Source organism: Novosphingobium sp. FG90 (assembly GCF_057808725.1).
In genome coordinates this window covers 19,058-43,353 of record NZ_JBMDIO010000037.1, presented here as the reverse complement: position 1 = coordinate 43,353, position 24,296 = coordinate 19,058, and the positions used below count along the sequence as shown (strand labels likewise).

At 61.3% G+C, this 24,296-nt stretch carries 21 protein-coding genes and 1 pseudogene; 8 read left to right on the top strand and 14 right to left on the bottom strand.

Translation table 11 applies throughout. The features are described from left to right. Positions 1 to 179: 179 nt before the first annotated feature. From ACODRZ_RS22515 to ACODRZ_RS22500, 4 genes are all read right to left on the bottom strand, one after another. A complete protein-coding gene (locus ACODRZ_RS22515; protein WP_012112698.1) occupies positions 180 to 1,535 on the bottom strand; it encodes an IS1380-like element ISPme1 family transposase in 1,356 nt (451 codons plus the stop codon). 68 nt (positions 1,536 to 1,603) lie between these two features. Continuing rightward, entirely contained in the window at positions 1,604 to 4,000 is a 2,397-nt protein-coding gene (locus ACODRZ_RS22510; protein WP_488986240.1) for a Tn3 family transposase, read from the bottom strand. 50 nt (positions 4,001 to 4,050) lie between these two features. Next, on the bottom strand, positions 4,051 to 5,409 hold the full coding sequence (gene glpK / locus ACODRZ_RS22505; protein ID WP_488986239.1) for a glycerol kinase GlpK: 1,359 nt from the start codon (positions 5,407 to 5,409) through the stop codon (positions 4,051 to 4,053). 31 nt (positions 5,410 to 5,440) lie between these two features. Next, on the bottom strand, positions 5,441 to 6,268 hold the full coding sequence (locus ACODRZ_RS22500; RefSeq protein ID WP_004207048.1) for an MIP/aquaporin family protein: 828 nt from the start codon (positions 6,266 to 6,268) through the stop codon (positions 5,441 to 5,443). Between the two features lie 229 nt (positions 6,269 to 6,497). On the opposite strand from ACODRZ_RS22500, the gene ACODRZ_RS22495 reads away from it, so the two are divergent. Together ACODRZ_RS22495 and ACODRZ_RS22490 are read left to right on the top strand one after the other, a co-directional pair. Next, positions 6,498 to 8,027, top strand: a complete 1,530-nt coding sequence (locus ACODRZ_RS22495) for a glycerol-3-phosphate dehydrogenase (protein ID WP_066764257.1) — start codon at positions 6,498 to 6,500, stop codon at positions 8,025 to 8,027. Beyond that, the gene (locus ACODRZ_RS22490; protein ID WP_341896989.1) at positions 8,009 to 8,863 is read left to right on the top strand and encodes a DeoR/GlpR family DNA-binding transcription regulator; all 855 of its coding nucleotides are present in this window, start codon (positions 8,009 to 8,011) and stop codon (positions 8,861 to 8,863) included. The genes ACODRZ_RS22495 and ACODRZ_RS22490 overlap by 19 nt, the downstream gene beginning before the upstream one ends. 750 nt (positions 8,864 to 9,613) lie before the next feature. Here ACODRZ_RS22490 and ACODRZ_RS22485 read toward each other — a convergent pair. Then, positions 9,614 to 10,462: a LysR family transcriptional regulator gene (locus ACODRZ_RS22485; RefSeq protein WP_245892597.1), complete on the bottom strand. Its 849-nt coding sequence runs from the start codon at positions 10,460 to 10,462 to the stop codon at positions 9,614 to 9,616. A gap of 97 nt (positions 10,463 to 10,559) precedes the next feature. On the opposite strand from ACODRZ_RS22485, the gene ACODRZ_RS22480 reads away from it, so the two are divergent. The 3 genes and pseudogenes from ACODRZ_RS22480 to ACODRZ_RS22470 form a co-directional block, all read left to right on the top strand. Further along, the gene (locus tag ACODRZ_RS22480) at positions 10,560 to 11,417 is read left to right on the top strand and encodes an NAD(P)-dependent oxidoreductase (RefSeq protein WP_025290612.1); all 858 of its coding nucleotides are present in this window, start codon (positions 10,560 to 10,562) and stop codon (positions 11,415 to 11,417) included. Next, entirely contained in the window at positions 11,414 to 12,133 is a 720-nt protein-coding gene (locus tag ACODRZ_RS22475) for a haloacid dehalogenase type II (protein ID WP_103096777.1), read from the top strand. The genes ACODRZ_RS22480 and ACODRZ_RS22475 overlap by 4 nt, the downstream gene beginning before the upstream one ends. A gap of 167 nt (positions 12,134 to 12,300) precedes the next feature. After that, positions 12,301 to 12,684: pseudogene (locus ACODRZ_RS22470) on the top strand (AAA family ATPase); the annotation flags it as partial. A gap of 23 nt (positions 12,685 to 12,707) precedes the next feature. Here the strand turns inward: ACODRZ_RS22470 and ACODRZ_RS22465 are convergent. Next, entirely contained in the window at positions 12,708 to 13,691 is a 984-nt protein-coding gene (locus ACODRZ_RS22465) for a LysR family transcriptional regulator (protein WP_125989423.1), read from the bottom strand. Between the two features lie 37 nt (positions 13,692 to 13,728). Between ACODRZ_RS22465 and ACODRZ_RS22460 the strand changes: the two genes are divergently transcribed. Then, positions 13,729 to 14,742 (top strand): NADP-dependent oxidoreductase, encoded by a 1,014-nt coding sequence (locus tag ACODRZ_RS22460; protein WP_082733398.1) that lies wholly within the window; start codon positions 13,729 to 13,731, stop codon positions 14,740 to 14,742. An 86-nt stretch (positions 14,743 to 14,828) separates the two neighbouring features. Here the strand turns inward: ACODRZ_RS22460 and ACODRZ_RS22455 are convergent, their stop codons facing one another. The 3 genes from ACODRZ_RS22455 to ACODRZ_RS22445 are packed head-to-tail and all read right to left on the bottom strand — an operon-like array spanning position 14,829 to position 16,878. Beyond that, positions 14,829 to 15,806: a zinc-binding dehydrogenase gene (locus ACODRZ_RS22455; RefSeq protein WP_004207037.1), complete on the bottom strand. Its 978-nt coding sequence runs from the start codon at positions 15,804 to 15,806 to the stop codon at positions 14,829 to 14,831. Positions 15,807 to 15,815: 9 nt separating this feature from the next. Further along, entirely contained in the window at positions 15,816 to 16,226 is a 411-nt protein-coding gene (locus ACODRZ_RS22450; RefSeq protein WP_025290610.1) for an organic hydroperoxide resistance protein, read from the bottom strand. 13 nt (positions 16,227 to 16,239) lie between these two features. After that, complete coding sequence (locus ACODRZ_RS22445) at positions 16,240 to 16,878, bottom strand: TetR/AcrR family transcriptional regulator (RefSeq protein WP_004207029.1); 639 nt, start codon at positions 16,876 to 16,878, stop codon at positions 16,240 to 16,242. 86 nt (positions 16,879 to 16,964) lie between these two features. Here ACODRZ_RS22445 and ACODRZ_RS22440 point away from each other — a divergent pair, with 86 nt between their 5' ends. After that, entirely contained in the window at positions 16,965 to 17,510 is a 546-nt protein-coding gene (locus tag ACODRZ_RS22440) for a hypothetical protein (RefSeq protein WP_245892595.1), read from the top strand. A gap of 3 nt (positions 17,511 to 17,513) precedes the next feature. Further along, positions 17,514 to 17,825 (top strand): hypothetical protein, encoded by a 312-nt coding sequence (locus ACODRZ_RS22435; protein ID WP_099232143.1) that lies wholly within the window; start codon positions 17,514 to 17,516, stop codon positions 17,823 to 17,825. Between the two features lie 126 nt (positions 17,826 to 17,951). Here the strand turns inward: ACODRZ_RS22435 and ACODRZ_RS22430 are convergent, their stop codons facing one another. Genes ACODRZ_RS22430 through ACODRZ_RS22410 form a run of 5 tightly spaced genes read right to left on the bottom strand, consistent with a single transcriptional unit; the run spans position 17,952 to position 24,245 of the window. Next, the gene (locus tag ACODRZ_RS22430; RefSeq protein WP_039996361.1) at positions 17,952 to 20,441 is read right to left on the bottom strand and encodes a heavy metal translocating P-type ATPase; all 2,490 of its coding nucleotides are present in this window, start codon (positions 20,439 to 20,441) and stop codon (positions 17,952 to 17,954) included. Between the two features lie 41 nt (positions 20,442 to 20,482). Continuing rightward, positions 20,483 to 22,249 carry an oleate hydratase gene (locus ACODRZ_RS22425; protein WP_103096776.1) on the bottom strand — a complete coding sequence of 589 codons (1,767 nt, stop codon included), beginning with the start codon at positions 22,247 to 22,249 and terminating at the stop codon, positions 20,483 to 20,485. A 27-nt stretch (positions 22,250 to 22,276) separates the two neighbouring features. Then, a complete protein-coding gene (locus ACODRZ_RS22420; RefSeq protein ID WP_004207023.1) occupies positions 22,277 to 23,140 on the bottom strand; it encodes a 3-hydroxyacyl-CoA dehydrogenase in 864 nt (287 codons plus the stop codon). Beyond that, positions 23,137 to 23,634 carry an acyl-CoA thioesterase gene (locus ACODRZ_RS22415; protein ID WP_004207018.1) on the bottom strand — a complete coding sequence of 166 codons (498 nt, stop codon included), beginning with the start codon at positions 23,632 to 23,634 and terminating at the stop codon, positions 23,137 to 23,139. Before ACODRZ_RS22415 ends, ACODRZ_RS22420 begins: the two co-directional genes overlap by 4 nt. Beyond that, the gene (locus ACODRZ_RS22410) at positions 23,631 to 24,245 is read right to left on the bottom strand and encodes a TetR/AcrR family transcriptional regulator (RefSeq protein ID WP_103096775.1); all 615 of its coding nucleotides are present in this window, start codon (positions 24,243 to 24,245) and stop codon (positions 23,631 to 23,633) included. Before ACODRZ_RS22410 ends, ACODRZ_RS22415 begins: the two co-directional genes overlap by 4 nt. Between the last annotated feature and the right edge of the window lie 51 nt (positions 24,246 to 24,296).

Here is a 24,296-nt window from a genome sequence, read left to right as displayed (position 1 = left end):
CTGATTTTGCTCGCTGGGCAAGCGTTTTTCGCCCCGAGCGGTGTCTGTCGTCGCGCAAACGGCCGAAGTCGGGTGGATCAAGCCTCGAACCCGCAGCATTCTGGCCCGGCAGAGCCGCTTTTCCGCGCGGCAGACGGACCTGTCCTGCCGCTTTCGTTCAGCTTGGGCATGGATCGTGGTCATGCGCATGACGGAGGCGTTCGAAGACGGCGGATGGCGGCAAGGACGGCCCGCACCATCGGGCCGGTGACGGCGACCTCGGCCAACTGGAAGGTAATGGCGCGGGCGTGGCGGACGACGCGGGCGCCGATCTTGATCAGCTTGAGTTGCAGGCTGGTCAACGACCAGTCCGCCATGGCCTCGGGCAGTTCGATGCAGCGCAGGAAGGTTGCCAGGTTGTAGGCCAGCGCGTGCAGTTGCAGCCGCACCTCGTTGTGCCGGAACTTCCGGCATGACAGCCGCGTCCAGCGAAAGGCATATTTGCCTTCCTTGATGTGCTGCTCTGCGGTGCCGCGCTGGTTGTAGAACCTCACCACCCAGTCTGGCTCCATCGGCAGGTTGGTGACGATGAAGCCGACTTTGGGGAACAGCTCGCCCGGATGCCATTCGATCTTGGCGATGACGCGGCGCGGCTTGTCCCAGGACGCCGCCTGATACTCGAAGTCCTCGAAGAACCGTTTGACCTTGGTCAGCGAAGGCCGTCCCACGGGCCGTGTCAGCCGATGCGCGATCTTCTCGCGCAAGACGGCGTTGGCGGGCAGACGGATGGCGTAGAAGAACCTGGCTTCTTCCAGCCGCATATAGATCGCGGGGATCGCGTAGGCAGCGTCGGCCCGGAAGAAGCGTCCACCAAGGTCGCGGCCAGCATATCGGGCAATGACGGGATCAAGGACATCCCGCCAGCCATCGGCGCTGTGGACATTGCCGTTACGCAGGGCGCAGCGCTCCAGCATGCCAAACTGGTTGAACAAGAAGATGGGGTGATAGCAGGTGCAGTCGAAATGCCCGTTCCAGGCAGCACCTTCCTGATCGCCGTGGGTGGGGCTGACCGAGCTGTCCATGTCCAGCACGATGTATTTCAACCCGTTGCGGTCATGAAACCGGTCGATCCATTGGCCGTTCAGATCGGCCAGCGCCGCCCGGTTCGCGGCCAGAGCCAGCGTCTCGGTCTCGAACCGTCCCATCTGCGATGCCGAAGCAGCTTGCGCCTCGACGGCCCTGCCGCCAACGACCTGACGCATCACGGGATCGAGGGCCAAGCGGTCGGCATCGTTCACATCCTCGTATCCGGCCAGTCGTCCGAACACCGATTGCCGGAACAATCCGTCAAGCCGATGGAGCGTGTTCTTCCCGGTGCGGCTGTCTCGCAGCGCCTCCGACGCCAGATTGGACAGGCCGAGCACGTCATCAAGCTCGCGCATCACCAGCAGGCCACCGTCTGAACTGATCTGCGCGCCACGGAACTCCAGACGCACACGGCGGTCGAAATCAACCCGATCTCCCCGCGCCAAGCCCGCACCCTCCAGGTGATCCATGAAACGCGCCCCTCGCAGCCGTCAACGCCATGATTTATATGCGAAATATCACGATTACGACAGCGAAATCAGCGACTTACTTGGAGAATGTGGGTGGAGAGGATCGGCTGCAAGTGGGGAAGCCGCGTTCGCATGCCGACATCGGGAAGAGCCAGCTTCTGGCGAGCGATCGCTTTCAGGCGGGGTGCAAGCTCAAATCCGAGAAGCCGGCAAAATGCAAAGCCAACCGCGCTTTGGCCATGACTATCAACATATTGTCGCTGGATTTCCATGTCGGTGCAATGGCGCAGCACGCCCTCGATCATGGAGGCGACCTCGGAGGAAGAGCAGCGCTTGAGCTGGGAATAGACGCATGTCGCGCGTCGTTCGACATGCCAGTAGATCATGACGCCCCGTCCACCATAACGCGCATGCCATTCCGTCATCAGGTTGCGATCCCAGGCTCCGAACTTTGTGGAATCTGACGCACAGGCCGTGCCGGCGTCCCCCCAGACTGCAGCATTGCGGATTGCCAGGGTCGCATTCGCAACCCTGGCACACGCCTCCTTGAGCGCCGCGGCATGAACGAAGCGGCGATGGACATGCAGCAGCTCTTCATAGCTGACATCGGGGGTGGCGCCGGCGATCCGCTTGAGCCCGGCATTCGTTCCCAGGCCGTAGAGGCATAGCAGGAGACGTTGATCCAGCGCGGTTTTCGGCAGTGCAACACGCGAGGCCGATGTTTCGAACGCTTCGAGAAGTCCCGTATCAAGGGCAGCCTCCTTCAGTACGTCGAGCAGCCCGGTCATCGGCCAGCGTTGGCCGATCTCGGTCTTGATCGAGGCGAGACCCCTGGGTTCGGGCAAGGGTTTGAACGGGGTGAGAGATATACGGTTCTCGCCGCGCCACAGCAGCCGAACCTTGTCGTTCCGGGGAATATTGGCATTGAGGAGCAACAGTTCCTGAGCAAGCTCTTCCCGGATGGCGCTTGAAAATGCACGCGCATCCGCCGTCAGGTTCAATCCTGTGTAATATGCTTCTCGCCGCGCATCGAAGTCCTTGGGAAGATCGTCATCGGGATTGCGGTATCGGTCCGCCCCGACAACCCAGATTTCCTTAGAACGGATGCGATCGCGCAGTTGCGCGAGGACACAAAGCTCATAACTGATCCGGTTTACGCGCCCCTCTTCATCAATGACGGAACTGCGCCATCTCGCCGGAATGACCTCGTCGACCGGCACTGCGTGCGGCGGCACGTAGCGGCATCCATCATCCACTTTGCTTCTGATCCAGTCCAGGGCCGCCAGCACCGGACGCCACACGGCGTTGTTCGACCGGAACTCCAGTGCCGAAAGCAGGCTTGGCAGCATACGGCGATAATGATTGGCCCATGACCTCCGCATCACCTTGTAGATCCGCCGATCCAAGGCGCCCTTTGCCTGGCTTTCCTTGATGATCGCCGCCAGTTTGTCCTTGCCGGCGATTGGGAAAATGACATCGCAGATGCGCCCGGATGGATCGTCGATCGAAGCGCTGGCAATCTCGACCAGGAGTCGCTCCTTGCCATAGACCCGCTCGATGTCTTTCGCGATATCGCCCACCACCTTGCGTTTCGAGCGCGATCCGATCTTATGGACCGTCTCGATCAGCAGGTCGACCATCGCATCCGTAAGCTGAGCTTCCCGCGCCATCAGATAAACGGCATAGAGCCCGAGCTGGCGCGCCGGTACATGCCGGCGCATCTCCGAGGCTTTCTCGCCGGCAACCCGGCGAACGATCTGATCGACCCATGCCTTGCCCGTGACCGATAGGAAATCTCGGGGAAGAGCAAGCCGTTGGATAAAGGCGAGTTTGGCGGTCACGCCAAGAATGTTTTCGAGCGTCGCCTGACCTGCATCCCCCTTCATCGTGTTGAAGCCGGTCGGGCCATCGGGATCGGCGAGCGAGGCTTCCAGCAAGGCGACCGCATCCGGCGCAAGCCGATCGCGGACTCGGGCCAACAGGGCCTCCAGATAGAGGTGTCGTTGCGAACGGACGAGGCGTTCCAGCTCCTTGCGCGACGGCCCATAGATACGGCGGTCGCGGCACCACAGGAAAACATGCTCGAGCATGGCATTGATCGGCTGCCCGCCCGCACAAAGATCGTCGGAAATCCACCTCGACAACGCCCTGCGATCCGTCTGCGTCATACGGCGGAACCCGAGATGCCGCAAAATCTCCGCGCAATGCCGGCGGGCGGTGCGCCCGGAAAAATCATAGTGGTTCACGGATTTGGCATCGAGACCAAGTTGCTCCGCCAGATACAAGACACCGTCGGAGGGTATCGACGCATGATCCGGCACAAAGAAGCCATGCCCGGCGAAAAATCTAAGCTGAACCGCCAATCCCAGTCGTGCCGTCTCCGCTTTGCCGGTCACGAACGCGATGTCCGAAAAACTCAGGCTCCAGGAGCCGATCAGATCCCCACTCGAAACGCCAAGGCTCATAACGCCGCTCCCTTATCGGAGCGGAACGTCGTTCCTCGCATGGGCGATCGTCAACAACAACCAGCCCGTTCCCGACGTGTTCTCCAAGATGACCAAAATCGCAGCTTCGGGCCGACTGGGCCCGTCTCGAGCATGTCGGCAAGGAATTGGCAAAGCCAGTCATTGGCGGCCATACCGCCATCGACGCGCAGTTTGGCAGGGGCTGCGCCGCCATCTGAGACCATCGCTTCTGCAAGATCCATAGTCTGGTAGGCGACCGCCTCAAGCGCGGCGCGAGCGAGATGGGCCTGGGTCGCGTCAAGCGTCAGGCCAAAAATCGCACCACGCGCATCAGGATCCCAGTGAGGCGCGCCAAGTCCCACAAAAGCCGGAACCATATAGACACCATGACTGGAGGGAACCCGCGTAGCCATATCGTTCGTTTCACGAGCATGCGTGATGACGCCGATCCCGTCCCGCAACCATTTCACCGCCGCGCCAGCAACGAAAATCGAACCCTCAAGAGCATAGGTCATCTGCCCGTTCAGGCGATAGGCTGGTGTCGTGAGGAGGCGGTTATTTGATTCCAATGCCTCGGTACCCGTGTTGAGGAGCATGAAGCAACCGGTGCCATAGGTCGACTTCGCCATTCCCACGCCAAAGCAAGCCTGACCGAACAGCGCGGCCTGCTGATCCCCGGCAACACCGGCAATGGGGATTGCTGCGCCCAGAAGCGCAGCGTCAGTCGTGCCGAAATGATGCGCATTATCATGCACCTCGGGAAGCACCTGCATCGGCACACGCAGCAGACGACACATTTCCTCATCCCAACGTTGCTCGCGGATGTTGTAGAGCATCGTCCGACCAGCATTGGTCACGTCCGTGGCATGAACCTTCCCACCCGTCAGGCGCCAGATCAGGAAACTATCGATGGTGCCAAACGCAAGCTCACCCCTTTCAGCGCGCTCTCTGGCGCCGCCGACATTATCAAGAATCCAGGCGAGCTTGGTGCCCGAAAAATAGGGATCGACGAGAAGGCCGGTACGCGAGCGCACTTCCGCCTCAAATCCTTCCTCTCCCTTGAGTTCGGCGCATAGTCTGGCGGTACGGCGATCCTGCCACACGATGGCGCGATGGATCACCTTCCCAGTACCGCGCTCCCAAACGACCACTGTCTCGCGCTGGTTGGTGATGCCGATGCCGGCAATGCCGCCGGTACCCACCCCGCTCTTCTCGATAGCTTCTTTGGCAAGACGGAGGGTGTCGCGCCAAATGTCCTCCGGGTCATGCTCCACCCACCCCAGGTCGGGATAATGTTGTTCGAACTCACATTGCGCGCTTGCAACGGGACGCGCGTGCCTGTCGAACACGATGGCGCGCGTCGATGTCGTGCCTTGATCGATGGCCAGAATGTGCACAGGCTGAGGCATTAGGCGGCTCTCCGGGCTTTTCTTCAAAGGTTTACTTGACAGGCATGTCCGTATCGCCCGGCGCACCTGACTTGCTTCGCGAAGGTAAATATGGCTTGACGGCAATTTGATAGAGACCAGCGCCGAGCGTTCCACCAAGTAACGGCGCGGCAATCGGGACCCACCAGTAATTCTCGGGACTTGGAAAAGCGGCCTGATCGTATCCGGCGAGCCAAGCCAGAAGCCGTGGCCCAAAATCGCGAGCGGGATTGAGTGCCCAGGCTTCCAGATATCCTGCGGACGCGCCAATGGTCGCGACCAGCAGACCGATCATGAGAGCGCTCGAATTCGCCCGTGGCGCAACATCGTTGAACTCGTCCGTGATGGCGAAGATTCCCAGCAACAGGAGGCCGGTCAGGATCACTTCATCCCAGAATGCGTGGATCGGGGTGATATGTTCGCCGGGATGAGTGAAGAATACCCCAGCGGCGCCACCTGTCGCACGCGTCAAGCCATGGGCTGCATTATAAGCGTCAATCACCGGATGATAGAGTTGCAGCACCAGGCTGGCACCGATGAACCCACCTATCACCTGCGCTATCCAATAAGGCAAAATCTTGCGTTTGGGGAAACCACGGAAAAAAGCGAGCGCCAGCGTGACCGCTGGATTGGCGTGTGTTCCGGAAACGGCACCCGTGACATAGATCGCGATTGTCACGCCCAGCCCCCAGGCGATGCAAACGCCCCAATAGGCCTGAGCGTAGGGACTCGGGTCATAAAGGGTGATCATGGCTGCCGCACCATCACCGATCAGGATTATGATCGCAACCGCCAAGGCCTCGGAGATGAGTTCGCCGATCAGGGCGCGGCGATATTCCACCTTCAAGTCTCCCCACGTTGGAACAATTTTCATCTGAAACTGCCCCATCTGCACACGCTTTCATATTAACGTCAACTCTTTCGTTTGCATTTTCGGTTTCGGCATATTATTTTCTATCGAAAGAAACCTGGGAATGATGCCCTTCGGATCGAACCAGGACACTTCCGCCGCCTTCCTATCGAGAGAAGATCGAATGACCGCATGCCCGCCCCCCTCTCCTGCTACCGGTATGCACGTCGAAACCTATGATTTGTTGATCGTGGGGGGAGGCGTGAATGGCGCCGGGATAGCACGCGACGCCGCCGGCCGCGGACTTTCGGTCCTGCTGGTAGAGCAGGACGATCTGGCCAGTTATACCTCCTCATCATCGACAAAACTAATCCACGGCGGGCTGCGTTATCTGGAATATTACGAATTCCGCCTAGTCCGAGAGGCTTTGATCGAACGCGAGCGGTTACTGGCTATGGCGCCGCACATCATGTGGCCGCTGCGGTTCGTCCTCCCGCAATCACTTTCCCCCCGCCCCGCCTGGATGGTCCGACTTGGCCTGTTCCTTTACGATAATCTGGGTGGCCGGAAGAACTTGCCCGGAACCGAAACGATAAACCTCGACCGGAGCCCGGGCGGGATCGGGCTCAAGCCCCAGAAGGGCAAGAAACGGGGCAAGGCTTTCGTCTATTCAGACGGGTGGGTGGAAGACAGCCGGCTCGTCGTACTTAACGCAATGGATGCGGCTGCCCGCGGCGCCCGGATCGAAACACGCACACAGCTAACGCAAGCACAAAACGAAAATGGCGAGTGGATTGCAACGCTCGAAACGAAAGCCGGTACAGTCCGTCAGGTGCGCGCAAGGATGCTGGTCAATGCCGCCGGTCCATGGGTCGATAAGGTTCTTGGCCGTATCGGGCGCAGCAACAACAATCGCGGCGTGCGGCTCGTCAAGGGCAGTCATATGATATTGCCGCGCCTCTACGATGGCGACCATGCGTTCATGCTGCAGAATCCGGACCGTCGCATCGTCTTCGCGATTCCTTATGAAGGCGAATTCACACTGATTGGCACCACCGATGAGCCCTGGACGGACGAACCCGGCAAGGCTGAAATCAGCCAGGGCGAAGTCGACTATCTGTGCGCGACGGTGAATCGCTATTTCGAAAAGGAGATTACACCGTCCGATATCGTGTGGAGCTATGCCGGCATCCGCCCGCTTTATGACGATCATGCTGCCAACGCCTCTGCGGTAACGCGTGACTATGTGCTCGATTTCGAGAAACCCGAGAAAACACGGGCGCCACTACTCAGTATCTTCGGCGGAAAGATCACCACTTATCGCAAATTGGCTGAGCATGCGATGGAGCATATAGCTGAAGTGTTCCCAACTGCCGGGAAGGCCTGGACAGCAGGTGAACCGCTGCCCGGTGGAAATCTGCCGGGGCAGGACTTTGATCGGTTTGTGGCTGACCTGTCATCGCGGTGGCCAGCCATGCCCTCAAAGTTGCTTCGCCGCCTCGCTCGGGCATATGGCACAGAAGCGATCCAGATTCTTGGCGCCGCAAGCGTTCCGGCTGACCTGGGCGAGGACTTCGGGGCCGGGCTCCACGCCGCCGAGATAGAATATCTGTTCGCGGCCGAATGGGCGCGTACAGCAGAGGATATTCTTTACCGACGCTCGAAGCTGGGCTTGCATGTGCCGCCTGGGACCGAGACTGAAATCGATGCCTATCTCAGCACACTTTCCCGGTGCGTCGCTTCGCTTTAGTGATCAGCAAGATCACAAGGAAACAGGAAGCAGGAGCAATGGAGCGAGGAACCGCGGCTGAAGGCGATGTCGTCGTAGCACGTCGAGAGCATATCCTGGAGATAGCCCGCAGCGCTGGCAGCGTTGCCGTTGAAGATCTAGCCGAGCGGCTTGGCGTAACACCGCAAACGATCCGCAAGGACCTGAACGTGCTAGCCGGACAGTCGCTGCTTTCACGCATTCATGGCGGAGCGCTGGTGACCTCCGGCGTTGACAACCTGGCCTATGACGCACGTCGGACTGTCGCATCGAATGCGAAGGCTCGTATTGGGGCAGCAGCTGCCGCGCTGATCCCCAATGGCGCTTCCCTGTTCGTGAATATCGGCACCACAACCGAGGCTGTGGCTGCAAATTTTGTGCATCATCGCAACCTCATGGTGGTCTCGAACAATCTCAACGTCGTTGACACCCTTTCAGATCATCAGGCGATGGAACTTGTCTGCGTAGGCGGCAAGGTGCGCACCGGCGATCGTGCCGTGGTGGGAGCGCTCGCAATGCGCTTCATCGAAAATTTTCGCGTCGACTATGCGCTCATCGGCATCTCGGCGATCGATATTGACGGAAGTCTGCTCGATTTCGCGATCGATGAAGTGGAAGTCTCGCAGACGATCATCCGTAACGCGCGCAAGGTGATCCTTGTAGCTGATTCCAGCAAGGTGGGGCGCTCGGCTCCAGTGCGCGTGTGTGGAATGGATGTGATCGATTTCTTCGTCACTGATCGGATCGACGATCCGAATCTCCGTTCCACATGCGAACGTCATGGCGTCAGTCTGATCGAGACCAGCATTACTTGCTGACCTTCCCAAGCGATAGCGCGGGTACACTTGGTTGCATGGCAATACGTCAAGTGGGCGAACAGCCTCCTGGGGCTGCTTTGGTGATGACCTTCAGAGGGACTGCGCTATCTTTCAGGAGCAACGGATCAGCCCCGATCTAGCCGATGACCAATGCCCTGCCCATAGTCTTTCGTGGCATGCATGCAATCGAGCGCCGCGACGCCCCCGCGCTTCAGGGTCAGGATCTGTAATTGCAGTTGCTAGGCGGTGCCGATCGTTTAAGGTTCTCATGGATCTGGCCGAACTGGAGCTTGGTCGTGCTGTATCGGGTCTCACAGAGGCGAACGTTGCATTGACTCGGTGCGGGCTTTGAAACAACTGACTGCCTTCGCAGATCGTTCGTCCCTGCGTTCCCTCTGCGGACACCGCCCTCGGATCAGCTTTGACGCTGCACCGCTGGCAAACTGGTTCTATCCTACCTCACGCCTGGAACAAAGTGCCATCGCGCAGCATGGCATGCATGATGACCGCGAGCCGACGAGCGAGCGCGACACGGGGCGCTTTGCAACCTTCATGGAGCGCGGAGGCCTCGTTGCTCCCGATCGGGGCAGGACAATTCGCATGGCGCAGCCTTGACACTGCTCGACCTTGTTTGCGTCGGATACGCAGTCGACCAGCGATTTCCCCTCCCCTTCCTGATCCAAAGCTGAGGGGAAACGGTGTGAAATCGCTGATCTTTATGACGTCAGGCGACTTTTCCTCTGTGCCGCGTCACAGGACCGAGCCGAACATAGCGCCGATCAGACGCAGCGACTTTCTCGAAGCTCCGTCAGACAAGCTGGAATACAGAAGGATATCCTGAGCAGGCAATGGTGGCAGGTGCAGCGCCGCCCCCATGTCGATCACGTCCGCTGGTGCGACCTGCCGCCCAAGGGCGGCAACAGCCAGCCCCGCGGCGGCGGCAGCCGCAATCGTCGCAACCCCGCCGCCGACGAAGGCTTCCATCCATGGAATAGATGCATCCTCAAGCGCACGGATTGTCATCGCCCGGACGGCGCAGGGGCTAGGCTGAACGACGATGGGTAAGGACGTCGAACGGTCCCATGTCCATCCCGGTGCTGCCATCCAGCCGAACGCCTGTTGTCCGACGACCTCTCCCCCGCGTCTCGTTTCATCGAGCGGGAGCACGAAGGCCGCACCGATCGAACCACAATCCATTGCTTCCATGATTTCACGGGTCGTACCGACTTTCATTTCCAGAACGAGGCCGGGATCCTGAGAATGCAGGCGGGAAAGCATCGCCGGGATCTGCGGACCGAAGATATGATTGCTGAAGCCAATGGAGAGCCTTCTTTGTCGGCTGCCGAAGGAGCTCAGGGCCAGATCATGGGCAGTGATCAGGTCGCGGGCAGGCTGGAGAAACATTGCACCGGCTGCCGATAGCTGCACGGAACGCGGGGTACGCTCGACCAGTTGGTGGCCGAGTTCCGTTTCCAGTTTCCGGAGCTTTGTGCTGACCGCCGACTGCGCCAGATCCATTGCCGCCGCTGCCTTGGTGAAGCTGCGCAATTCGACGATCATCAGGAAGATTTTCACCGCATCGAGATCGAGCGTGTTCATTTTGTCATCCAGATTCGAGATCGCAGATATCATAAACAATCTCGTTTGATGAATGTACAGTTCAAAGCACAACGATGGCAACCTGAAGGGAGACCAGATGACAACGCGTCTCGCCGTCATCGCGCCGGGAGCGATGGGAAGTGCTGTCGCACGCGAACTTGTCGGCAGAGGCGCGCAGGTTCTGACCGTCATCGACAGCCGCAGTGAGCGGAGCACGTTGCGCGCACGCGATGCAGGCATGATCGCCGCCGACCTGTCCGATCTGCCCGGCTGCGACCTCATCCTGTCGATCGTTCCGCCGGACGCGGCGATCGGTCTGGCGCAAATGCTGGCACCCGTGCTGCGCCAGAGCCCGACGAAACCGGCGTTCATCGATTTCAACGCGATCAATCCGGCTACCATGCAAGACGTGTCGGCGGCACTGTCCGGAACGGGCTGCGATGTGCTGGATGGAGCGATCATCGGCCTTCCTCCGCAACAGGGCCGGGACGGCCCGACATTCTACATCAGCGGCGACCCGGACGGTCGTGCCGATGTCCTCGCCAGCTTTGGCCTGAAGCTGCGCCAGATCGATGGTCCGGTGGGTGCAGCATCGGCATTGAAGATGGTCTACGCCGGGATCAACAAAGGACTTGTTGCTTTGGGGACCGCGATGTTTCTGGCTTCGGAGCGCGCCGGCTGCGCACAGGCCCTGTCGCAGCAAATGAGTGAAAGCCTCCCCAACCTCCGGGGCCAGTTGATGCATGCTATTCCGGACATGTATGGCAAAGCCTACCGATGGGTTCCGGAAATGCGCGAGATCACCGCTTTCCTGGGAGAAAACGATCCGGCCTCCGGCATTTTCGATGCAGCCTCCCAAATCTTCGCGAGCATAGCGAAGGACGCGGACAGGACGCTCATCGCTGCTCTCGACCGGGTATTGTCTCAGACTGACAGCGGAGATTTGGCGCCATGATCCTGAAAGGCGTGCGAGCCCTCGTGTTCGATGTTTTTGGCACCCTTGTCGATTGGCGCGGCGGCGTTGCGCGTGAAGTGGCGCCATTCCTCCGCCGATACGAAGTAGCTTGCGATCCGGCAGAGTTCGCCGATGCCTGGCGCCGCCGTTATTCCCCGTCGATGGAGGAAGTGCGCAGTGGCCGCCGGCCTTTTACCCGGCTGGACGTTCTGCATCGGGAGAATCTGGAATTGACGTTGTTGGATGTCGGGCTCGATCCAGAGACGATCCCGTCCTCGGAAATTGACGCGTTGAACATGGCCTGGCACAAGCTCGACCCCTGGCCCGACGTCGTTTCCGGTCTTCGGCGGCTGAAGTCCGGTTTCATCATAGCTCCGCTTTCAAACGGCAACATCAGCCTGATGATCGACATTGCCAGGCGGTCAAACCTGCCATGGGACGCCATCCTGGGTGCCGAAGTCGCTCGCGCCTATCAGCCGACCCCTGAAGCCTATCTGAGGACCGCGGAGATACTGGGAATGCGTCCTGACGAGGTCTGTCTGGTGGCCGCGCACAACAGCGATCTTCTCGCCGCGAGGAATTGCGGCTTCAGGACTGCTTGCGTGCCCCGCATTACCGAACACGGCCCCAAACAAACGAGCGATCTTTCTGCCGAGCAGGATTGGGACTTCGTTGCCAAGGATCTGGAAGCCTTTGCTGATGTTTTGGACACGTAACGCTGGCATATCAAGAGAAGCATCCCCGTGTGCCGCATAATGTGCTCCCGTTGGGACGGCTGGCGGTAAGCTTCGATCACGCCGGCCAGGGGCTTGGGGAGAACGTGCTGTCGGATGCGCTGAGGCGGATCGCATCGCCGTCCCGGATTATCGGCTTCGGCGCGGTGATGGTCCACGCGAAGGACAACGCTGCACGTCGTTTCTATTTGCGCTGCGCCGAACTCATCGATTATCCGCAGGACAGCCGCACCCTGTTTCTGTCTATCGAAACGGTGGTCGCGACTTTCGGCCAGGAAGCGGTTGGAAGCCCGTCTCGCAGCCACCGACGTGGCACGAAAGGATGGTGCTTGTTGAACAAAGGCCTTGTGGCAATTTCGGGCTGCTCAAGCGGCGGGAAATCGACTCTTCTGGCTGAGTTGAGCGCGCGCGGCCGTACAATCGTCGAGGAACGTGGCCGTCGCATCATAGCCGAAGAACTGGCCTCCGGTGGCAGCGCGTTACCTTGGGCCGATCCGGCGGCTTTCCTGCGCCGCGCCACCGAGATGGCGATGGCAGATCACATCGCGGCCGAAGATCATGAGGGGTGGATATTCTTTGATCGTGGCATGGTGCCCTGCAGATGGGCCAGGAAAGCGCGCACCGCCGGATTGGTGCGACGGCTCTCCGGCCAGACGGCCGTGATATTGTGCCGCTCGACAGCGAATTCCGACAGAACCGGCACCAGCTCGCCGCGCGCCACGTAAGGCGCCGCGACGAAGTCCGCGCTGATGCCGACACCACCACCGGCGGCCAGCGCCGCCATCAGCGCCTCGCTGGCGTCCATGACGATACCCGACGACGGCACGATCTCGACCTCGCGATCCCCGACGCGGAAAGGCCAGCGCAACACCTGGCCGCTGCTTTGGTAGCGCAGGTTCACCGTATCGTGGCCAACCAGTTCGTCCGGATGGGACGGCCTGCCCCGGGATGCCAGATAGGAGGGCGATGCAAAGCAGCAAAAGCGATGCGGCGCGAGCCGGCGCGCCAGGAGCCGCGTGTCCGCGAGATCGCCGATCCGTACCGCGATATCGATCCCGGCCTCGACGAGGTCGACGAACTGGTCGTTCAGGCGAAGCTCGACCATCACCTGGGGGTGGCGCTCCCGGAATGCGGGCAGCTTCGGAGCAAGCACATGGATGCCGATCGGCAGCGAGGCGGCGATCCTCAGCGTGCCAGCCGGCTCCGAGCGCGCCGTGATCGCCATCTGCTCGATCTCCTCCGCGTCGCGAAGAAGCAGGAGCGCCCGTTCATGCAAATCCCGGCCCTCGGGCGTCAGAGCCAACGAACGGGTGGTGCGCGTGATAAGCGGCACCCCAAGCGTCTGCTCGAGACGCTGGACGCTCTTGCTGACCGCCGATGGCGAAATCGACAGCGACCGGGCGGCGGCCGTGAAGCTGCCCAGCGACCCGACACGGGCGAAGGCGATCAACCCCGTGAGGCGCTCAAATGCTATTTGTTCCTTCATGGAAATACTAAAACGATTTCTACCAATATTATCAATCTTAATGCGCGTCGCCACATCTCCTTCAGTTTAGAAGTTTCCGAAGGAGGCAATGATGAGCGAGACAATGAAGGCGGTTCGCCTGCACGCGTTCGGCGGCCCGGACGTGCTCCGCTACGAGGATGCGCCCCGCCCCACCTTGGCGGCTGGTGAGGTACTGGTCCGCGTCCACGCGGTCGGCCTCAATCCGCCGGACTGGTATCTCCGTGACGGCTACCGCTCGCTTCCCCCCGAGTGGCAACCGCATCCCGCCTTTCCGCTGATCCTCGGATCGGACGTGTCCGGCGTCGTCGCCGCGCTCGACGATGGCGTGGAGGGATTTAGCGTCGGCGACGAGGTCTACGCGATGGTCCGTTTCCCGCAAAACGTCATGGAAGGCAGCAAGGCCTATGCCGAATATGTCAGCGTGCCGGCATCGGACCTCGCGCGCAAACCGGGCATCGACCATGTTCACGCGGCGGCTGCGCCCATGTCGCTGCTGACGGCCTGGCAGTTCCTGATCGATCTGGGTCATGACGAACCCAACCCGTTCCAGTCATTTACCCATGCACACGCGCAGCTCGAAGGCCGAACGGTCCTTGTCAACGGCGCCGGCGGCGGTGTCGGGCACCTCGCCGTGCAACTGGCGAAGTGGAAGGGCGCGCGCGTCATCGCGGTCGCGTCGGGCAGGAACGAGGCGCTGATGCGCGAGCTCGGCGCCGATCAGTTCATCGATTACACCAGGACGGCGGCCGACGAGATCGTGCGCGACGTGGACGTCGTGCTCGACGCCGTGGGCGGACCGGATACCGGCCGCTTCTTCCGCACCCTGAAGCGTGGCGGTTCTCTATACCCGGTCTATCCGCTGGGCTTCACCGGACATGCCGAAGCCGAGACGCTGGGCATTACCGTCTCGACGACACAGGTCCGTTCGAGTGGCGCGCAACTGGCCGAGGCGGCCCGCCTGCTTGACGACGGCACCATCCGCATCGTCGTCGACAGCATCTTCCCGCTCGCCGACGCCGCCCGTGCCCACGAACGCGCCGCCCGTGGCAATATCCAGGGCAAGATCGTCCTCTCCGTCGCCTGACCAAACCACGGATAGTCTGGCCCTTGGCAACGCTGATGGCTGGAGAACATCAGGATGTTGGCGATCGCCGGTCTTTCCTTCGTCGCTCAGGGCTTGAGAAGAACCTTGCCTGCTTTGCCCGCTGTCAGCGATGCGCGAACGGCGTCAGCGACCTGATCCAGCCCGAATACCGCCCCTGCCGGCAGTTTCAGCTCGCCACTGGCGACGAGGCGGATAAGTTCTCCAAGCAGCCGGCGCTTGGCTTCGGCGGGCATGGCGGCACTCACCTTGGAGCCCCAGAAGCCCTTCACGACGGCCTGTTTGAAAATAAGATTGCCAGAGGAAATCTGCATCGGCTCTCCGGCCATGGTGCCGAAGGACACCAGCAGCCCATCCTCACCCAGAAGCGACAGGAGTTCAGCGCTGGCCTGTCCGCCGATCGAATCCACAGCCGCGCGTATCGGCGCATCGCCGGTGATCGCACGCACCCGATCCTGCCAACCATCGGTCGCAGTCGAGACGGCATTGGCGATGCCGAGAGCCGCCAGCTCTTCCACGCCGGCATCGCGGCGCACGAGATTGACGATATGCACACCGCGCGCGGCCGCCAGCATTGCCAGCGTTTTGCCGACCGCGCCATTGGCGGTGTTCTGGATCACCCAGTCGCCACTTGCCACTTCGAGGAAGTCCAGAAGAGTGATCGCGCTGAACGGCATGGCGATAAGCTGCGCCGCCGCCTCATCGGAGATCGAATCCGGGACAGGGACCAACCCGGCAGCGGGCGCGAGGAAATATTCAGCCCATGAGCCATGAACCGAGGCGACCGAGACGCGCTGACCGATGGTGATGCCGGTCACGCCTTCACCGAGCGCATCGACCGTACCGACGGCTTCCGAACCGCCAATAGCGGGCAGTTCAGGCTTGTAGCCGTAGCTGCCGCGCACGGTCCAAAGATCGTGATTGTGGATCGGCGAAAGGATCGTCTTGATCCGCACCTGGCCCGGGCCGGGTTCGGGAACCGGGCTTTCTTCCAAAGCGAGAACGTCGGCCGGTTCGCCGAATGTGGTGTGAATGGCGCTACGCATGACGCCTCCTTAAACCGTGATGACGTGCAGGCGCACGTCGATGTTGTTGCGTGTGGCGTTGGAATAGGGGCAGGCCCGATGCGTCGCCTCGACCAGTTCCTGCGCGGCGGCCTCATCGAGACCCGCGATTTCCACATGAATGTCGATGTCCAGCTTGAAGCCGCCCTCAGGCGTCTGCCCGATTCCGACCTCCGCGGACGTTTTGCTACCCATCAGCGCCAGCTTTTTCTGCTGGGCGACATGGTTGAGCGCACTGTCGAAACAAGCTGCATACCCCATCGCGAACAGCTGCTCCGGGTTGGCGCCCGGCTTGCCGGAGTTCGGCATGGCGAGATCGAGGCCGAGGCTGCCGTCGTCGAGCGCCGTGTGGCCTGAACGGCCACCGGTCGCCGTTGCGCGGGTCTTGTAGAAAATTTTCATTCTTCGGTTCCTTTCACGGATGGTTGGATTGCGGCGTGCAGACCAGAATCTGCTCGGTGGCGATCATCGCCCGTTGCATCGGCGCACGAGAACGGGTGAGTTTGGCGAGCAGCGCAGCGCCAAGCCACATCTGGTAGAGAACCTGCGCCAGCGCGGACGGCTCCGCCCCCGGTGGAAGCGATCCGTCCTCGCGCGCCTCGGCGATCATGGAGGCGATGCGTTGCAGCAATCGTGCGACGCCATCGCTCAGAACGGCCCGCATGGCCTCCGACAGGTCCGCGACTTCGGCGGACAGTTTGACGGCGAGGCAATCCTCGGCCCAGCCGTCTCCGGCTTGATCACCTTCCCCGGGATCATCGAGCCACGCTCGCCAATAGCGCATCAACCGCTCGCGACCGCTTATGGCTTCCGCGGATAACAGCGAGTCCAGTTTCTTGCCGTAACCGTCCACGTAATCACGAAGAAGTGCGCAGCCGAACGCCTCCTTGGACGGGAAATAATGATAGAAAGACCCCTTCGGCACGCCGGAAACCTTCAAGATTTCCTGAAGGCCGAGCGCGGAGAAGCCCTTGCTCAACACAAGGCTGTAGCCCGTGTCGAGGATGTTTTGCCGGGTCGCTTCTGCTTTGGGTGTCAAATTCATGATCAGCATATATAACGAATAATAGACCAGTCGTCTATATGGCTATGGCGTCACCACCTACGCGGGCTCATCGGCATAGCCAATGGGAGGCATATATGAGCAACGTCGGGCGGCTCGCCGACAATATCGGCAACTTCAGCGCTGGCCGGCGCGGAGCGCCCTGCGTGGCGCAGCGATGCTTCAAGGCATCGTGGTCTGCGGGATATGCGGACACCGCATGGGTCTTCACTCACTCTGCCCATAAGAAGACCCCCGTCTATCACTGCATCGATAGCGAGCAGAGCGGGCACTGCCAGAATGTGCGCGCAAACCAGGTTGATGCAGAGGTCGAGCGGCTGTTGATCGAAGCTCTGCAACCCGATCGCATCGACCTTGCGCTTGCGGCTCATGAACAGATGAACGGCGAAAACCGGCTGCTGGAACGTCAATGGGCGCTGAATCGGGAGAAGGCGCATTACGAAGCGGAGCGTGCACGCCGACAATATGATGCCGTGGAGTCGGAAAAGCGGCTCGTCGCACGTTCGCTGGAAACGTTGTGGGAAGAGAAAATACGCGAAGCCGACGCGTCTAACAGGATTACGCGCGGTGGCATGTCGAGCAGGTTAACGCCCTGGCCGCCGCCGCGCGAACGCGTATCCTGACCATTGCCGACCCTGTTGCCCGCGTTCTCGAAGCGGGCTGGCATCGACGAACGCAAAGAGATGATGCGGCTCGTGATCGACAGCGTGACGGTCGACAAGAGCCGTGCGCAAGGCCGTATCTGGTTCGCGATCCTGTGGCAGACCGGCGCGCGAACAGAGCATGTGATCATCCGCAATACCGCCAACTATGACGATCTGGCTCACTTCGCACGCATCGAGGAGATGGTGCGAACGCTCAATGCTGTGGGATCACTCGACCGTCAGATCGCGGACGCCCTGACAGCCGAGGGCATCATGAGAAGATCGGCGCTCTGATCTATGCCAACCTCTTCGACAACGAGGGCGAAGACACCTTCTCGCTGATCTGGTCCCGCCCCAACGGCAGGCGCGCCGACTAAGACCCCACGCAAGACCCCGCCACAAGGTCGGGGCCTCGGTCCGTCATGCCTTCACTGTCCGGAGCCGCAGCGAATTGCCGATGACGCTGACGGACGACAGCGCCATCGCGGCAGCAGCGATGATCGGCGACAGCAGCAGCCCAAACGTGGGATAGAGCGCACCGGCCGCAATCGGTACGCCTGCCGCATTGTAGATGAACGCGAAGGCGAGGTTCTGGCGGATGTTGGCCATCGTCGCCTGCGACAGGCGTCGCGCGCGGACAATGCCGGTGAGATCGCCCTTGAGCAGCGTCACGCCCGCACTTTCGATCGCAACGTCGGTCCCCGATCCCATGGCGATACCAACATCGGCGGCGGCAAGCGCCGGCGCGTCATTTACGCCGTCACCCGCCATCGCCACCACCTTGCCCTGCGCCTTCAGGCGCTCGACGACCGCGGCTTTCTGGTCCGGCAGCACATCGGCCTCGACCTCATCGATGCCGAGCTTTCTCGCAACGGCTTCGGCTGTGGTGCGATTGTCACCGGTCAGCATGACGATGCGGATGCCTTCCGCATGCAGGGCCTTCAGTGCCTCAGGCGTGGTCGCCTTGATCGTGTCGGCGATGGCGAAGATGCCGCCGATGGCTTTATCGATGCCGATATAGATGGCGGTTGCGCCGTCGCGGCGTAGCTCATCGGCCTGTGCCGCGAGCGGCGCTGTATCAACCCCATGTTCGGCGAGGAAGGTGGTGCTGCCGAGCACCACATGCCGGCCCTCGACACGACCGATCGCCCCCTTGCCGGTCGGCGAGTCGAAGTCGGCGACATCGGGGATGGTGATCTTTCGCTCGTCGGCAGCCGCCACGATCGCCCGCGCAAGCGGATGCTCGGACGCCTTCTCCACGCCGGCTGCAAGCCGCAGGATGGTCTCCTCGACAAATCGCGGGGCCACGACGATCCGGGTCACCGCCGGCTTTCCTTGCGTAAGCGTCCCGGTTTTGTCGACCACCAGAGTATCGATCTTCTCCATCCGCTCGAGCGCCTCCGCGTTCTTGATCAGAACGCCGGCGGCCGCCCCCTTGCCGATACCCACCATGATCGACATCGGCGTCGCGAGCCCGAGCGCGCAGGGGCAGGCAATGATCAGCACGGAAACGGCCGCGATCAGGCCATGCGCCAGCCGCGGCTCCGGCCCCCATACACCCCAGGCCGCGAAGGCGAGCAGCGCGACGGCGATGACGACCGGCACGAACCAGCCCGACACCTGATCAGCCATGCGCTGGATCGGCGCGCGCGAGCGCTGGGCATCCGCGACCATCTGGACAATGCGGGCGAGCATGGTGTCGCGCCCGACTTTTTCAGCCCGGATGACGAGCGCGCCGGTCTGGTTCAGCGTACCTCCTACGACCGCTTCGCCGACTACACGCGTCACCGGCATGGATTCGCCGGTCACCATCGATTCATCGATCGATGAGCGACCCTGCTCGACCACGCCGTCAACCGGCACGGTTTCACCGGGCCGGACCCTGAGCCGATCACCGATGACGACGGCTTCGACAGGAATATCCTCTTCAGCATCGTTCCGCCCGATCCGCCGGGCGGTTTTCGGCGCGAGATTGAGAAGCGCGCGGATTGCGCCGGAGGTCTGCTCCCGGGCGCGCAGTTCCATGACCTGACCGAGCAGCACCAGCACGGTGATCACGGCCGCGGCCTCATAGTAGACCGCGACCGTGCCATCGGCGCCTCGGAAAGCCTGCGGGTAGAGCTGCGGCGCGAATGTCGCGACGATGCTGTAGCCCCAGGCGACCCCGGTGCCCATCGCGATCAGCGTGAACATGTTGAGGCTGCGGTTGACGATCGACGCCCAGCCACGTTCGAAGAACGGCCATCCGGCCCACAGGACCACCGGCGTCGCCAGCGCGAACTGGATCCAGATCGAGATGCGCATCGGCACCAAATGGTGCAGCGCCGGGATCAGGTGACCGCCCATCTCCAGCAGGAACACGGGCAAGGCGAGCACGAGGCCGATCCAGAAGCGTCGGGTCATATCGGCGAGTTCGGGGCTTGATCCGGCATCCGCCGCCGCGATCAGCGGCTCCAGCGCCATGCCGCAGATCGGGCAACTACCCGGCGCATCCCGGCGGATTTCCGGATGCATCGGGCATGTCCAGATCGTCCCTTCCGTTGCGGTTGCCGTTACTGCCGCAACGTGGTGATGCTCATGGGTATCAGGTCCATGCGTGTGGCTATGGTGGGAATGATCGCCATGGGCGGCAGCACCCTCATGGTGATGTGCAGCATGCGCTGCCAGTGCCGCATAATGCACGGGGTCGGCGTCGAACTTCGCCTTGCAGCCGGCCGAGCAGAAGACGTAGCGCTCGCCTTCATACTCAGCATTGTGAGCGGTCCTGGCGGGATCGACCACCATGCCGCAGACCGGATCATGGTCGACGTGACCGGACGGCGTTTCGCCGTCCGGCTCATGATGGTGATGATGGCCGTGCGCCCCAGTCACCTCGGCGGCGCGTTCGCTCTTCTGATCGTCGTCGGCCATTCATCACCTTTCGCACGCCCCGCGGGCCTATTGGTTTGCCTTCACTCCTCGATCAGATGGAACTCTTCGAGCAGCTTGGCGATCTCGGTGCCTTCGAGCTTCTTCATCAGCAGCTTGCGCAGAAAGGCCGGTCCGGGAAGGTCGATACCCTTGCCGTCCCTCAGCGGACCGATCGCCGCCAACAGCGTACGGATGTCATAGGTCGAGTTGAAGACCTCCGGCACACCGCGCTCGACATTCATCAGCGTATAGACGGCCTCCATCGGGGTTCTCACCGAATATTCCGTGGTGAAGATGCAGTCCCGCTGCTTCGATTCCGCGAACTGGCCGATGAAGGCGAAGTTGACCGCGCCCTCCGGCACCACGTCCGGCCGGTCACCCGCCTGGCGCGGCATGAAGAAGGCGGTGATATAGGGCATCATCGTGGGCACGGTGCTGGCGCCGGAGGCTGCGAGTTCGGGAATGTCCTCGACCGGCACGCCGAGGTGATAGAGCCATTCCTGGGTGATCTCCTCGCCGGTGCATTCCTGCATCGGCTTCTTCACATAGTCGCCTGGCTTGTCGACGAAGAGCGCATAGAACCAGGCGATCATCTGGTCCTTGGGCTGCTTCTTGAAATGCGGCTGGCGATGAACCGTCCAGCTCAGCAGCCACGCCGAGTCCTTCACCGTGACGATACCCGCTGAGACGATCTTGCCGGTGAAGGGGTTCCGCTTCGTGATCTTCTCGACATAGGCCGGAATACGGGCATCGAGGGCAGTGATCGACGCGGAGGCCCATTTCGTTTCCGGGATATGGCCCCCGAATACATCGGGGCGACCGAAGGCCGGATCCTTGGCAGCTATCCGCCGCCACAGGTCCCAGGCCGGCGCCGGTCCCTCGTTCAGTTTCGCTGGCGTCTTGTGGTCGCCATTGTCCGAGTTCTCGGTCAGCGACCCGATCGTGATGAAGACGAGATCGTCTGGCCCGAGATCGACGCCGCCTTCGACGCCGCGCTCTTTCCAGTGAATGCGGGTCGCTTGCTTGCGGCCGGGCTGGATGTCGAAATCGACATCGGTGACCTCGACGCCGTAGCGGAACGTGACGCCGTGATCGGTCAGCCACTTCACCAGCGGCAGGACCATCGATTCATACTGGTTGTAGCGGTTGAACTTGAGCGAGGAGAAGTCGGCGAGACTGCCGATATGATGGATGAAGCGGTGCAGGTAGAGCTTCATCTCCAGCGCGGAATGCCATTCCTCGAAGGCGAACATGGTGCGCCAGTAGAGCCAGAAATTGCTTTTGAGGAAGTCTTCGCCGAAGACCTCGTTGATACGCTTGTTCTCCATCTCCTCGCGCGTCGCGAGGAAGACCGAGAGCAGGTCCTTCTGGGCCTTGTCGTTGAGCGTCAACAGCGCTTTGTCGGGCACGTCCTGGCCCTGGTTCTGCGTCGTACGCTGGAGCGAAAAGTTCGGATCGTCCTTGTTGAGCCGGTAGAATTCGTCGAGCACGCTGGCATCCTCGATCTCCAGCGAGGGGATCGAGCGATAGAGGTCCCACAGGCACTCGAAATGCTCCTCCATCTCGCGGCCGCCGCGAATGACGAAGCCCTTTTCGGGCACGTCCAGACCATCGAGCGCGCCGCCGGGGATTTCCAGCTCTTCCAATATGGTGATGCGGTCGCCCGAAACGCCGCCGTCGCGGATCAGGAAGGCGGCGCCGGCGAGCCCCGCGAGGCCCGAGCCGACGAACCACGCCGTCTTTTTGTCGGCGCCTTCCGGCTTGCGTGGACGGACAAAGGCTTCATAGTTTCCACTGCTATAATGCATGGCAAACTCCTGTTTTTCTTGTTGGGATCAGTCGGCGGGCTTGTAGCTGTAGAAGCCTTCGCCCGACGCGATGCCGAGCTTGCCCTTGTCGATGTAGTTTTCCTTCAGCCACGCGGCGAGCGACTGTGCGTGCTCATCACCGTGCGACAGGATGTTGTAGGGGGTGTTCAATCCGATGATGTCGTAGATCTGGAACGGCCCCATCGGCGCGCCGGTGGCGATCCGCCAGACCTTGTCGACATCTTCCGGCTCGGCATAGCCGCCGGCAGCCAGATCGGTGGCCGCGTTCAGGAACGGCACCAGCAGGGAGTTGAGGACGTAGCCCGCTTTTTCCTTGCGCACCGGGATCGGCACCATGCCGATCGCGGAGGAGAAGGCGATCAGGGTATCGAACACGGCCGGATCGGTGTCGTCCGTACCCATCACCTCGGCAGTGTTGAACTTCCAGATGCTGTTGGCGAAGTGCAGCGCCAGGAAACGGTCCGGGCGGCCGGTGAAGGCTTTGAGGTCGCTCGGCAGCAAAGTCGAGCTATTGGTGGCGAAGATCGTTCTGTCAGGCGCGAGCCCCGCCAGTTTCTCGTAGAGCGCCTGCTTGATCTCGAGCACTTCCGGAACCGCTTCGATGACCAGATCGGCATTCGCAACCGCAGCCCCAAGATCGGCGGTGAGCGTGATGCGTCTCGAAGCTTCGGCTGCCTTGCCGTCAGCCGCACCCGTCACCTCTTTCACGTAGGTTTCTACAAGCGTTTCGAACCGATGCCTCGCCTGGTCGAGTGCTTCGTCGCTGATCTCATAAGCGGTAACGTCAAAGCCACTATAGGCGGCCTGGAAGGCGATCTGGCTGCCGAGGACACCGGTGCCTAGCACCGTCACTTTCAGGATGTCGCTCATTCATTCTCTTCCTTGCGTCGGGTTTCATAGAGAAACGGCGCAGCGACTTCGGCGGGCACGCGAACCAGCTTGCCGGTAGCTTTCTCGATGAGCACCCATTGCGACAGGGCCGCGACGAGCGTCTGACCGTTACTGTCTTTGAACTCGACGCACCGGGCGTATCTCGCTCCGCGCGGCTTCCCTTCGACCCAGGTTATGGCAAAGGTCTCTTCGCCCGCCCGGATATTGCCGCGGTAATCGACCTCGTGCCTGAGCACCATAGCAACATAGGTGTCGGCATCCCTCGGACGCGCGGCTGTCAGCCAGTGCGCCACCGACACATCCTGAATCCAGGTCACCCAGACCGCATTGTTGACATGGCCGAGTTCATCGATGTCTTCTTCGGTTGCCTGGAAACGGATATGGAAGCGCCGACGTTCGTCCACTTTTCCAGCCAAGGGCACGCCTGAAGCATCGCAGCCGATCCTGCGGCGTCCTTCGCCAGGAAGGCTCATGACCGGGTGGATGGCGCATCGAGGCCTGCCATCGCGCGAAAGAAGCCGACAAGCATTTGCTCTCGGGGAATAGCGCCTTCGACATCGCCCTCGACCGCCAGTCCCATCCACAGTGCATAGAGGCCGATCCCGGTCTGCAGCGGCGGCAAGGCAGGCCGAAGCGCAAAGCGCCGCGTCAGATCCGCCACAAGTTCTCCGAACAAATGGTGGCAGGCGGCCTTTCCTTCGCGATGCCGTTCAGCGAACGCGGGGTCCCGCCGCGCATGAAGCTGCAATTCGATCGAAAGCAGCGACCAATGCTGTTCGTCAGCCAGCTTAGCCAGCCGCGCCGCAAGCACTTGCAGAGTCGCCTCGATATCATCGCCGGAGCAGTGGGCGACCAGATCGCGCAGAAGCACGACCTCGTCCTGGATATGAGCCTGCAGAATCTCGACCAGCAGATCGTCCTTGCTTGCAAAATTCGAATAGAAGGCCCCCTGCGAATGACCCGCTGCACTACAGATGTTGCGGATCGACATGGCCGCCACCCCTTCTTCCACAATGGACGAATGTGCTGCGGCGAGCAGCTTATCCCGCGTCTGGCGCTGCGTTTCCTTTCGCGTGAGGCGCATGAGCGATCGACCTCCAATTCAGCACGGCATGGAAACCTTTCACCCATGTCG